This is a genomic window from [Clostridium] aminophilum DSM 10710, from assembly GCF_000711825.1.
Classification (GTDB): Bacteria; Bacillota; Clostridia; order Lachnospirales; family Lachnospiraceae; genus Clostridium_R; species Clostridium_R aminophilum.
Window position 1 is genome coordinate 17,506 of record NZ_KL543982.1, and the last position, 12,585, is coordinate 30,090.

Genomic DNA, 12,585 nt, shown 5'->3' on the forward strand with positions numbered 1-12,585 from the left:
ACACACACTCCCTGTTTTATTTCTTTCTGGAAACCAGTTTCCGGATAATCTCTTCCAGGAAACGGTTTTCGCCCGGAAGTTCGTGAAGGATCTCCACCGCCTCTTCCGAAAGACGCTCTGCGTCGCTCCGCGACTTCTCCAGTCCCTCGACCGTCACGTAGGTCGTCTTGTGATTCTTCTCGTCGCTTCCCACCGGTTTTCCCAGTTCCTCCGTCGTGGAGATCTCATCCAGAATATCGTCCTCGATCTGGAACGCCAGACCGATGTCCGCCGCCATTTTCTCCACTTTCCGAATATCTTCCTCCGATGCGCCGGCCATGACGGCTCCGATCATCATCGATCCCTCCAGAAGCGCTCCCGTCTTCAGACGGTAAATGAAATTCAGCGTTTCTTTCGGAATCGCCTTTCCGGTGAGTTCCACGTCCACACACTGACCGCCGGTCATACCGTAGACGCCGCTCTTTTCGGCAAGGATCCGCATACACCGGGCGACTTTTGCCGGATCATCGGTTAATTCCAGCGCCTTTGCCGCCGTCTCAAACGTGTAAATCATCAGCGCATCGCCGGTCAGCGTGGCCATATCCTCACCGAACACGGCCCACGTCGTCTTCTTTCCTCTGCGGAATTCATCATTGTCCATGCACGGAAGATCGTCATGGATCAGCGACGCGGTATGCATCATTTCCATCGCAGCCATCATCGGCTCGATCTCGCGGCCCGTTCCGCCGAAAAGACGGTAGACTTCCCGCATCAGCATCGGCCGGATCCGTTTTCCACCGGCCTCCACGCTGTAATTCATCGCCCTGAAAATGGTCGCCTGCTCTCCCTTTTCTTCCGGAAGATAGGCCGCAACGATCGCATCAATCTCCTGCTTTTCCCGCTGGAACAAATCACCGCTCATACATCTTCCTCCCCGCCGAGGATACGGATCTTCTTCTCGACCTCATCGATGCGGGATCCCGCCTCTTTCACAGCCTTCATGCCCAGCTCATACAGCTGAAACGTCTCTTCCAGCGAAACGCTGCTGTCATCCATCTTCTGAATGGTCTGATTCAGCCCCTCAAAAAGTTCCTCAATGCTGAGTTTCGTCAGATCCACCGGCTTTTTTGCTGCCGGCTTCTTCGTCTTCTGCTCTGTTTCAGCCATCGATTCCTCCCGTTTTCTCTGTATCCTCAACCGTCGCGCGGATCTTTCCGTCCGACAGGCGGATCCGGATGGATTCTCCGCTCTTCACCTGTCCGACCGACTCGATCCTTGCGCCGGTGCCGTCTGTCAGAAATCCGAAACCGCCGCTCACTTTCCGAAGCGGCGACATACCGTCGAGGCGGCCTGCCAGAACGCGGAGTTCATTCTTCCGCATTTCCAGTTTCCGCTCCATCTGCCGTCCGAGATCCCGGCCGGCACTCTCCAAAACCCGGCGCCGGTCAGAAATCTTCATCTCCAGCGCGCGCATCATTGCATCACTCATCTCCGCCAGATTCTGCCGTTTTTCGTTCAGCACCCGGCCCGGGCTGTGCAGCTCGATCACCTGCCGGAAATGATCCAGCCGGCTCCGCTCACGGTCCAGCTTCTTTGCCGCGGCATTCCGCATCCCGCGTCCGGCCTCTGTCAGCTGCGAACAGAACAACGCATAGTCAAACACGGCCAGTTCCGCTGCCGCAGACGGTGTCGGCGCACGCAGATCTGCCGTAAAATCCGCGATCGTCCAGTCCACCTCGTGACCGACCGCAGAGATCACCGGCGTCTGGCACCGGAAGATCGCCTTTGCAACCTCTTCTTCATTAAAGGCCCACAGATCCTCGATGGATCCGCCGCCTCTTCCCACGATCATGACATCCGGATGAAGGGCATCCAGTTTGCGGATTGCGGCCGCAATGGACGCTGCCGCACCTTCTCCCTGAACCTGTGCGGGACAGAGCGTCAGCTGAACGTAGGGATTTCTGCGGGCAGAGACGTTCATGATATCGTGGATCGCCGCGCCGGTGGAAGCCGTCACGATTCCGACATGTCGCGCATACCTCGGAATCGGCTTTTTATAGGATTCATCGAACAGTCCCATCTCCTGCAGGCGGTTTCGAAGTTCCTCATACCGGCGGAACAGGTCGCCCTGGCCCTCCGCTTCGATCTTCGCCGCATAGAGCTGATACTGTCCGGTCTTCGTGTATACTTCTACGCTTCCCGAGACAACGACCTTCTGGCCCTCTGTCATCCGGAATTTCAGTCCTTCCGCCCGCTTTCCCGCAAACATGACGGAAGAAATGCTGCTGCCGTCATCTTTCAGCGTGAAATAGATGTGTCCCGAACTGTGATATTTCAGATTCGAGACTTCTCCGCGGATCGAAACCCTCCGCAGCGCATAATCCGTCGCAAACATGTTCCGGATGTAGGAATTGATCTGGGTGACAGAGTATACACTTGCCATGATTTATACGAGCTTTGCGAGAATTCCGTTGACGAATTTCGGTGAATCATCGCCGCCGTATTTCTTCGCAAGCTCCACTGCCTCGTTGATGGATACCTTCTCCGGCGTATCCTCCTCATAGAGCATCTCGTAGAGCGCAAGTCTGAGAATCGTCAGTTCCTCCTTGCCCATACGGGTTGTCTTCCAGCCCTTTGCGATGCCGTTGATCTTCCCGTCCAGTTCCGGAATAACCGCAAGAATCTTCTGTACTTTCTCCGTCACATAGATGCGGGAGTCGGAATCCATCTCCGGATTGTGAAGGACTTCTCCGTCTCCCTCCGGCGTCTCATCCTTCTCCTTCGGTTCTCCGAAGTAATTGTCGATCTGCTCCGGAATTTCTTCCTCGGAATGGAATCCGGTGCAGAAAAGAAGTTTATAGCAATGCTCTCTCAGCTGTCTTCTGGTTTTCATAAATTTATCCTCCTGATCCGAATCATAGTCCGAAAGCGGACTATGACTCCGCCATCTCCCTCATCCCCGGGAGATATGGTCATAGGTGCTTATAATTATAACGTATGTCATCGCCCGAAACAAGAGCGGTTAACAATCGGTATGAAGGTCCGCGGATCTTTTTTTCATAAGAATTTCGAAGAAATTTCCTATGAAAAAACGGGCGGAAGTGTCCCAGAGAACAACTTCCGCCCGTGAAAACACGCAAAGAACCCTTCTTCGCGCTCACATGTACAATTGTCATCCCTGGCGGGCTTTCGCCCGTGGGTACATATGCCGAAACCGGCGGTGACGGATACTTCACACTGCCTGATTACGAAACCGAACCTTCCGCGCTTCGCGCTCCTGTTCTTACGGCAAAATCCCGGCCCGATTACTCGTCTACGCTGTAGTTCGGAGCCTCTTTTGTGATCTGAATATCATGCGGATGGGACTCTTTGAGAGAAGCCGCAGAGATCTTGACGAACTTGCCGTTCTTCTGCAGATCCGCAATCGTCGGTGCGCCGCAGTATCCCATACCGGAACGGATTCCGCCGAGAAGCTGAAATACGGTGTCTTCCAGATAGCCCTTGTATGCCACACGTCCCTCGACGCCTTCCGGAACAAGCTTCTTTGCGCCCTCCTGGAAATAGCGGTCCTTGGAACCGTTCTCCATCGCCGCGATGGAGCCCATGCCGCGGTATACCTTGTATTTTCTTCCCTGGAACAGCTCAAACGCGCCCGGTGCCTCGTCACAGCCTGCGAAGATGGAGCCCATCATGACAGTGCTTCCGCCTGCTGCCAGAGCCTTCACGATATCGCCGGAGTACTGAATACCGCCGTCCGCGATGATCGGAACGCCGTACTCCTTCGCCGCCGCATAGCAGTCCATCACCGCAGTGATCTGCGGAACACCGATACCGGCAACGATACGGGTTGTGCAGATGGAACCCGGTCCAATACCAACTTTAACAGCATCGACGCCGGCCTCGATGAGAGCCTTTACTGCCTCGCCGGTTGCCACATTGCCCGCGATAACCTGTACATCCGGGAATGTCTCCTTGATCATCTTCACGCAGCGGATGACATTTGCGGAATGGCCGTGAGCGGAATCCAGAACGACAACATCGACGTGTGCGTCTCTCAGCGCAGCAACACGGTCCAGAACATTGGCGGTGATGCCGACTGCAGCGCCGCACAGCAGTCTTCCCTGCTCATCCTTTGCGGAGTTCGGATACTTGATCTGCTTTTCAATGTCCTTGATGGTGATGAGACCGCGGAGGTTGAAATCATCGTCCACGATCGGAAGCTTCTCCACCTTCGCACGGGCAAGAATCTTCTTTGCATCGTCGAGTGTCACGCCGACTTTCGCGGTGACAAGGTTCTCGCTTGTCATGCACTCGCTGATCTTTTTCGTATAATCCTCTTCGAATTTCAGGTCACGGTTCGTGATGATGCCGACCAGTTTTCCGTTCACGGTAATCGGAACCCCGGAAATGCGGTATTTGCCCATCAGATCGTCGGCATCGGCAAGTGTATTGTCCGGAGAAAGGAAGAACGGGTCGGTGATAACGCCATTCTCGGATCTCTTAACTCGGTCAACCTCTTCTGCCTGCTGTTCAATAGACATATTCTTATGAATAATACCGATTCCGCCCTGGCGTGCCATCGCGATGGCCATCTTGCTCTCAGTTACGGTGTCCATGCCTGCACTGAGCAGCGGGATGTTCAGTCTGATCTTTTTGGTCAGCTGTGTAGAGAGATCAATCTGATTCGGTACTACCTCGGAATAAGACGGTACCAGAAGAACGTCATCAAATGTAATTCCCTCGCCAATAATTTGTGCCATTGTCGTGCCTTCCTTTCATCGATTAAGTGCTGAAACAAAGTCTTTTTCTGCTTCTTTTCAGGTGATTTTTCCCATCATAGCACCCGATATTAAAAAAATCAATCCAATCGGACACAATCCTACAAAATGTTACAGAGCGGTCTCTTCGCCTTCCCGGTTCAGAATATCCATGAATTCCTCGCCGGTGATCGTCTCCTTTTCATAGAGATATTTCGCAAGCTCATCCAGTTTCTTTTTATTCTGAAGAAGGATGTTTTTTGCCTTCTCATGTTCTCTCCGAACAAGCTCCACCACCTTCTGGTCGATCTTTGCCTGCGTCTGGGCCGAGCACGCAAGAGTTGCATCACCGCCCAGATACTGATTCTGAACCGTCTCCATCGCCACCATGTCGAATTCCTCACTCATGCCGTAACGTGAGATCATGGCTCTGGCAAGTTTCGTCGCCTGCTCGATATCGTTGCTCGCGCCGGTCGTGATGCTGTGGAACGCCACTTCCTCCGCGGCGCGGCCTCCGGTCAGCGTCGCAATCTTGTTCTCCATCTCGGTCTGACTCATCAGATAGTGATTGCCCTCTTCCACCTGCATGGTGTATCCGAGCGCTCCCGAGGTTCGCGGAATGATGGTGATCTTCTGAACCGGGGCAGAGTTGGTCTGAAGTGCCGCCACAAGCGCATGACCGATCTCGTGATAGGAGACGATGAGTTTTTCTTTATTGGAAAGGATGGCGTTCTTCTTCTGGTAACCGGCGATGACAACCTCGATGGACTCTTCCAGATCCGACTGACTCGCAAATTTTCTGCCGTCGCGGACCGCGCGGAGCGCCGCCTCATTGATCATGTTCGCCAGTTCCGCGCCGGAAGCGCCGCTGGCCATCCGGGCGATCTTCTCAAAATCGACGTTGTCCGACACCTTGATTTTTTTCGCATGAACCCGGAGAATCGCCTCTCTTCCCTTGAGATCCGGAAGTTCCACCGGTACTCTCCGGTCAAAACGCCCCGGTCTCGTCAGAGCCGGATCCAGCGCCTCCGGCCGGTTGGTTGCCGCCAGGATCATGATACCGGAATTGTCTTCGAAACCATCCATCTCTGTGAGGAGCTGATTCAGGGTCTGCTCCCTTTCGTCGTTTCCTCCGAAATTGCCGCCGTCCCTCTTTTTTCCGATGGCATCGATCTCATCGATAAACACAATGCACGGAGCCTTGTCCTTTGCCTGCTTGAAGAGATCACGGACTTTGGATGCGCCCATACCGACAAACATTTCCACAAACTCGGAGCCGGAGATGGAAAAGAACGGAACGCCCGCCTCTCCCGCAACTGCCTTCGCCAGCATGGTCTTTCCGGTACCCGGAGGACCGACAAGGAGAATTCCCTTCGGCATGGATGCACCGATATCGCGGTATTTGGACGGTGCATGAAGATACTCGACGATCTCTTTCAGATTATCCTTCGCCTCATCCTCACCGGCCACATCCGCAAACCGGATCCCGGCAGTCGACTGCGCGTATTCCCGGGCATTGCTTTTTCCCATCCCGAAGGGCATGGAACCGCCGACTCCTCCTCCGATTTTTCCGGCCATCTTCTTGGACATGTACTGCCCGAGTCCCCAGAAGATCAGGATCGGCAGAATCCAGGATGTGATAAAGGTCATAATCGGAGACGCCTTCTCCACGATCGTTCCGGAAAACTTCACATTGTTCTTATGAAGACGTTCCGTCAGCTCCGGATCCGTCACCGGTCCGGTGCGGTAGACGGTCTTTCCGTCCGATCCGGTAAAAATGATCTGATTGTCTTCAATCTGTACTTCACCGATCTCACCGTTTTCCGTCATATCCATGAAGGTGCTGTAATCCACCTCTTTCACCGTCCGACGGATAATCGCCGGCGTGACAACCGCGTTGAAGAACACCACGGCCAGAACCACCGCAAGCCAGTAGAAGATCTGCGGTTTTTTCGGGGTTTTAATTTCATTCATACTCAGTTTTCCTTTCATTGTATCTTTTGCAGCTTTCCGCTCTTATAATGCGGATTGGACTTATGCCGTTTGTTATATGTGTTGTGGAACAGTTAACATTTTAGCACCGGGTCCGGTCCGTGTCAGTAAAATTTCTATAAAGAATATATAAAGAAATCACTTTCTTCCTGCTCCGTATCGATTCCTTTATTCACAGTCCTCATACAGAAGATACGGTTTTCTCTGCTCCCGGAACGCGGCAATCTCATCCTTCCAGGATTCCTTGATTTCCTCCGCACTCTTCCCGGCGACAATCTGTTTTCGAAGCTCGTCGGATCCGCTCAGATAATCGATCCAGTCATACTCATAATCCTTTCGGAATCCAAAAAAATCCAGATCCGGATGCGCTTTATGGAAATCCCGGTATGCGCTGACCAGATAGTCCAGCTGAATGCCATCCTCCCAGATTGTTTCCAACGGGATCTCTCTCAGATCTCTTCCGTTGCAGACTTTTCCCTCAAACTGCGGATTTCCCGCTCCGTCCATGCTCTCCGGGGCAAATGAAAACGGATAGTCTTTCTCCGAAAGATACGGACTTCCCCAGATCTCAAAAGGCATCTCCGTTCCCCGGCCTACGGAAATGTAGGTATTTTCAAAAAAGCAGGTGGATGCGTAGAGATACACGGCCCGCATGTCCTTAATGTTCGGGGACGGCCTCCGGATCAGAACCGGCTTCATGGAGTGCGTGTAATTCTGACACGGGATCACGGTCAGACGGCAGGCATTTTTCCCGGATTCCAGCCATCCTTCCCCGTTGATCATCTGCGCCAGTTCTCCCCAGGTCATTCCGTATACAACCGGAATCGGAAGCTGTCCGACAGGGGACTTGTACTTCTCTTTCAGGATCGGCCCGTCCACATAAAAACCGTTGGGATTCGGCCGGTCCAGAATAACGACTTCCTTTCCGGATTTCGCGCATGCGTCCATCATATAGTACATGGAAATGTAGTAGGTATAGTACCGCAGTCCCACATCCTGCATATCCACCACGAGTGTGTCGAACGAATCCATGCTCTCCGCCGACGGATAATGGGTATCTTCATGATAAAGTGAGAGGATCGGAACACCGGTCTTCGGATCCACCGTATCGTCGATGCTCGCTCCCGCATCTGCCGTTCCCCGGAACCCGTGTTCCGGACTGAAGATGGCAGATACATTCACATTGTGTTCGATCAGTGCGTCCAGAATATGCTGACCGTATTCGACCTCTTTCCCATCCCGGTCATAGCCGAAGGGAACCAGATCATCCCCTTTTTCCCTCTTTTGACCGGAAAGGCTGGTCCGGTCGCCGACAATGCCGGTGTGATTGGAAAGAAGCGCCACCCTCTTTCCGTCAAGCAGCGGAAGATACCGGTCAAACTGCTCATCTCCGAGGAGAATTTGGTTCTGTTCGTTCTCTTCGTTCTGCTCCTTCTGTTCTTCCTGCTTTTCCCCGGATGCAGTTTCCTTCTCCGATGCATTTTCCGCGCCGCCTGTCCGGGCTTCGGTCTCTGTTTTGATCTGTTCCGAAACCGGAGCGGTCTTTGCACATCCGCTCACGAGTGCTGTCAAAAGAATGCCCAGTCCAATCCATTTCTTCATAAATAAAATCCTTTCGGTTGTCGTAGGCTCCTCCCACTGCCCTTGGGCGGTGGGAGGAGCCTTGTAAATTGTCATCTAATTCCCTTCGTGGTATAATGTATTTTAGAGAAAACCGTTAGGCAGATGTTTCCGTGAGGTTACATATCGACCAAAGGCACTCTTTTTGAACATTGGCAATGTATATATGAGGTTGCTGTCAAATGTCCTGCGACAGCGTAAAATATGCTCAGGCATTACCGACTGTACGGCATGGGAAGTTTAGTACCTGATACAGTTGCAGATGAGCATGTCTTGTCTGCAAAGGGTGCTGTCAATCACCCTATGATGCATCACCACGGAATTTACACCGCTAAAATGTAGGAGTCTTAGACGTACTACAGGGTAGATGCAAGCCACGTACCTTTAGGTGCGTGGTAGTTGACAAGCTCTGCCCTCATTTCTTTCCGAATCATCCGCCGGAATATCTTTGGCTTTTGTAAGAATTATACCACGAAAAAGCATGAGCCGGTCGAGCACCTGTGCTCATCCGGCGGCACTGCATGATAACAGGCAATTCGAGCCTGTTATGCCGCGGCCGGACGCGCGGCTGTCCAAACGCAGGGATTTCGCACACCGCCGCCGGTCACCAAAAAAAAGAAACCGGCAGAAAACTGTCAGTTTCTTTTTCTCATATGACATGGACGTTTTAGAACTTCCACATCGGCAATATCTTCAGAATTTCATTGATATAGAACTCACTGGCCGCAACCCCGGAGATCACCGGAAAATACAGGATAAAGAATGCCGCTGACAGTCCCCCCGTCAGACAAAGCACCTTCTTTTCCTTCACAAAGCCAAGATTCCGGATGCTGTGAAGAATCATCACAATCAGAACCTTCGTGCAGATAAAATACTGGTAAATGAATACCGTCCTTGAAATCATCACCCATGGAAGCAGCATTGCCAGATAAAAGATGAGCAGGACCACTGCTGTCATATTCTTCTTATATGCAAGATAGATATGGTGAGCGACCGCTGCAAGTCCCGCATAGCAGACCAGCGGATTCACAAAAGTGGAGATCGAACTCTTTACTCCCTGAAACGAAGTACGGAAATCCACCAGAGGTATCCAGTCAAACAGCCAAGTGTACCAGGGTGAAGAATACGGATGTGGTTTCAGCGCTCCCTCATGGTAATTCAGCATATGAATGCTGTTGGATACCGCGTGCTGGAAGATATTCTGCCCCTCGTATACCCTTGCGAAGGGAATATAAGACAGCGCATATACCAGTGCCGGCGCTGCCGCAAAACACGCAAGGCAGATCCCGATAAAGCGGAAAGGTCCTGCCCCTCGCAGAGAGTCTCCCCACCGGAACGGCGCCATACTGCGTTCCCGCATCTGCATTCTGACGGCCATCCATCCCAGAAGAATCACCGCCACGGCGGGCACGGTATACAGAGCGGTCCATTTTGTCGCCACACCTAAGGCAAATGCCGCACCTGACATCACAAGATAACGCAGTCTTTCTTCCTGAAGAAATGCAATCAGTCCGTAGAACAGACATATCACAAAAAACGCGACAAAAATGTCGATCGTGGCAATCCGTGAGAGCGTATAATGCATGAACTCCGTGATCTGAAGAACCGTTCCCAGCACCGCATAGTCCGATCTGCCGCAGATTCTCAGTGCAATCAGATACATGACCGGAATACACAGCGCACCGAAGATCAGGCTGGCAATCCGGTACCCGAAGGGATTCATACCAAAGATCGCGATACCGACGGAGATAATGCTTTTTCCGAGAGGCGGATGTGTATTCTCATAAATCGGCATTCCATGCAAAAACTCATATGCCGTCCGTCCATGATAGACTTCATCAAACGTCATCGAATAGAATCCGTTGGGAATCTCCGGAATGCACTCCTGCTCGTCGAACAGTTCTTTCGGCGTCCCGGACGGAATGAGCGGAATCCTTTTCCCCTCCTCGTCCATGCAGGCAATCTCCGCAATCTCGTCCTTTCCGGCTGAGAAAATCACACAAAACTGATGCGTTTCCACATCGGCTACGATCTCTTTCCATGTGAAGACACCGCCAAGTGTCAGATCCTTTCCGATCGGCTCCCATTTCCCATCCTTCGCATAATAGACCATAATCGGATCCTTCGGTGCCATCTTGGAATAAATGCAGATGGAGTGAACCTTCTGTTTCTGTCTCAACGAAACCAGAACATCGGTCCCGGCTTCCGTTTCCTTTCCGACCTGCGCCGCAGTCACCGGCGCCCTCATCTGTCCCAGATGCATGGAGCCAAAGATCAGGAAGAGAAATGTCAGCGCAGCCATCGCTTTCTTATCAAACAAAGAAATAACCATTCTCTGTGCCGACCGGATCCGGTCTGTTCCGCCCTCCGCGTTTTCCTCCCGCCGGAAGATTTCCATTTCAATCGGTCTTCCCTCCATCTCTCGGTGAAATGCATAGATCGAAAACAGATATATCGCAAGGTTGCATATGCTCAACAGTTCCATATTCTGCGGTGTACCATAGAGGTATGCGAAATACGTCTTCATGTTGACAAGCTGGACCGAAAACGCGATGATCCATCCGCAGCCGGTACAAAACGCAAGAAGCACCGCAATAATCTCATACAGAAAACCATACCGCTCATGCATTGCCGGAAGAAAAAGAACGCAGGTATACGTCAGCAGAAACGCGCACCATAAGAAATGGCGTTTTCTCATATCTGCTTTCTTAAGACAAAACCAGTACAGCAGCCCCATGAGAATCAGCGCAGTTACACCGATGCACCACCATTTATCCGCATGATAGGACAGTTTCCAGAGATTCCAGACACTGGGATAATTTTTGGTGATGGAATCATATTCCACGGTCTGACTGCTGTATACGGAGATCATATCCCAGACCGGCCTTCCACAGAAAAGGTTTGGAATAGCAGTCGCAATCATTGCCGCCGGAATAATCAGGAAATGATAAATCCGAATCTTCCCTTTTTTTTGAATCAGACCATCCAAAAATAAAAAACCGTAAAACGGAATAATAAATATTGTCTGAAGCTTAATAGCAAACGCAACTCCGAGAAACGCAAACGAGGTACAGATCCGATTACGGTGCAGAAAATACATCGCCCAGATAATCATGGCGGCATACATACTGTCGCACTGCCCCCAGGCCGCTGAATTCAGCCATACGGTCGGAAGAAAGAGGACCGCCGCATATCCGGCGATCGCTTTTCTTTGTCCATAAATATCCCGCAAAAAAAGCCAGACTCCTCCTGCCAGAAGAAAGTCAAACAGGACGGAAAGCATCTTGTATTTCATCATTGCTTCGCCCGGCAGAAGAGTCAGAAAATAAATCAGCAACTGGTACAGAAAATTATAATTTCCAACCTGTGTAGTCAGTGCAGTCCGGAGATCCATTCCCGCAATCGTCTCATACCAGGGAAGAAGACACATTCTCATGTCGTTGCTGATCACATCGTGAAACATATATCTCAGAACAAATGCTGCCAAACTGATCAGGATCATCCAGATAATTTCTTTGTTTTTGCTTTTTGTCGGTTTCATAATACACCATTATCCGAAAAAAGATCTCTATATCATCTCTGATATAGAGATCTCTCTCCGTCATTCCTCGTTAAAGAGTACGATACGTTACGTTTCTCTTATTCTACAGTCTGCCCGGTAAGAGAACCGGATGAATCATTTTTTTGGTTCCGGAGCCGGCTTAAATCCCCCCCCACCTCCGGAGTTGCCGGATCCGCCGGTATTTCCGGTTCCACCGTTGTTGTCGGACTGTGACTTCTGATCATTGTCTGAGTCCGGATTGCCGCTCGGGGCCGGAGCTTCACTCGGATCTGCCGGTGCCTCACTCGGATCTGCCGGTGCCTCACTCGGATCTACCGGTGCCTCACTCGGATCTACCGGTGCCTCACTCGGATCTACCGGTGCCTCACTCGGATCTACCGGTGCCTCACTCGGATCTGCCGGTGCCTCACTCGGATCTACCGGTACCTCACTCGGATCTACCGGTGCCTCACTCGGATCTACCGGTACCTCACTCGGATCTACCGGTGCCTCACTCTGGTTTGTCGGCTCCTCACTCGGGTTTTCCGGCTTCTTCTCCGGTTTTTCCGGTTTCTTCTCCGGTTTTTCCGGTTTCTTCTCCGGTTCTTCCGGGCTCTGGCTTGCCGGTGCTATCGGTGCCGCACTCGCCTCCGGTGCTACGCCCGGCTCTTCACTCGGTGACCAGCTCGGGACCGG

8 protein-coding genes and 1 pseudogene are annotated in these 12,585 nt (G+C 52.0%); all 9 read right to left on the reverse strand.

The features are described 5' to 3' along the window. Positions 1-16: 16 nt before the first annotated feature. The gene (locus BR86_RS0113700) at positions 17-901 is read right to left on the reverse strand and encodes a polyprenyl synthetase family protein (protein WP_031474824.1); all 885 of its coding nucleotides are present in this window, start codon (positions 899-901) and stop codon (positions 17-19) included. Next, positions 898-1,146 carry an exodeoxyribonuclease VII small subunit gene (gene xseB, locus BR86_RS0113705; protein WP_031474826.1) on the reverse strand — a complete coding sequence of 83 codons (249 nt, stop codon included), beginning with the start codon at positions 1,144-1,146 and terminating at the stop codon, positions 898-900. The genes BR86_RS0113700 and xseB overlap by 4 nt, the downstream gene beginning before the upstream one ends. Then, positions 1,139-2,422, reverse strand: coding sequence for an exodeoxyribonuclease VII large subunit (gene xseA / locus BR86_RS0113710; RefSeq protein WP_031474828.1), 1,284 nt, complete (start codon positions 2,420-2,422; stop codon positions 1,139-1,141). Before xseA ends, xseB begins: the two co-directional genes overlap by 8 nt. A gap of 3 nt (positions 2,423-2,425) precedes the next feature. Beyond that, positions 2,426-2,872: a transcription antitermination factor NusB gene (nusB, locus tag BR86_RS0113715; RefSeq protein WP_031474830.1), complete on the reverse strand. Its 447-nt coding sequence runs from the start codon at positions 2,870-2,872 to the stop codon at positions 2,426-2,428. A 412-nt stretch (positions 2,873-3,284) separates the two neighbouring features. Then, the gene (guaB, locus tag BR86_RS0113725; RefSeq protein WP_031474832.1) at positions 3,285-4,739 is read right to left on the reverse strand and encodes an IMP dehydrogenase; all 1,455 of its coding nucleotides are present in this window, start codon (positions 4,737-4,739) and stop codon (positions 3,285-3,287) included. Positions 4,740-4,868: 129 nt separating this feature from the next. Beyond that, the gene (gene ftsH, locus BR86_RS0113730; protein WP_031474834.1) at positions 4,869-6,710 is read right to left on the reverse strand and encodes an ATP-dependent zinc metalloprotease FtsH; all 1,842 of its coding nucleotides are present in this window, start codon (positions 6,708-6,710) and stop codon (positions 4,869-4,871) included. A gap of 186 nt (positions 6,711-6,896) precedes the next feature. Next, positions 6,897-8,330 (reverse strand): exo-beta-N-acetylmuramidase NamZ family protein, encoded by a 1,434-nt coding sequence (locus tag BR86_RS0113735; RefSeq protein WP_081844282.1) that lies wholly within the window; start codon positions 8,328-8,330, stop codon positions 6,897-6,899. Between the two features lie 685 nt (positions 8,331-9,015). Next, a complete protein-coding gene (locus BR86_RS0113740) occupies positions 9,016-11,889 on the reverse strand; it encodes a glycosyltransferase family 39 protein (protein ID WP_031474838.1) in 2,874 nt (957 codons plus the stop codon). A gap of 135 nt (positions 11,890-12,024) precedes the next feature. Continuing rightward, a pseudogene (locus tag BR86_RS16100) lies at positions 12,025-12,585 on the reverse strand (hypothetical protein); the annotation flags it as partial.

Bases quoted from the DNA above. Each gene is read 5' to 3' on its own strand.
- BR86_RS0113700 (WP_031474824.1), bottom strand. From the start codon at position 901: ATGAGCGGTGATTTGTTCCAGCGGGAAAAGCAGGAGATTGATGCGATC.
- nusB (WP_031474830.1), bottom strand. From the start codon at position 2,872: ATGAAAACCAGAAGACAGCTGAGAGAGCATTGCTATAAACTTCTTTTC.
- ftsH (WP_031474834.1), bottom strand. From the start codon at position 6,710: ATGAATGAAATTAAAACCCCGAAAAAACCGCAGATCTTCTACTGGCTT.
- xseA (WP_031474828.1), bottom strand. From the start codon at position 2,422: ATGGCAAGTGTATACTCTGTCACCCAGATCAATTCCTACATCCGGAAC.
- guaB (WP_031474832.1), bottom strand. From the start codon at position 4,739: ATGGCACAAATTATTGGCGAGGGAATTACATTTGATGACGTTCTTCTG.
- BR86_RS0113735 (WP_081844282.1), bottom strand. From the start codon at position 8,330: ATGAAGAAATGGATTGGACTGGGCATTCTTTTGACAGCACTCGTGAGC.
- xseB (WP_031474826.1), bottom strand. From the start codon at position 1,146: ATGGCTGAAACAGAGCAGAAGACGAAGAAGCCGGCAGCAAAAAAGCCG.
- BR86_RS0113740 (WP_031474838.1), bottom strand. From the start codon at position 11,889: ATGAAACCGACAAAAAGCAAAAACAAAGAAATTATCTGGATGATCCTG.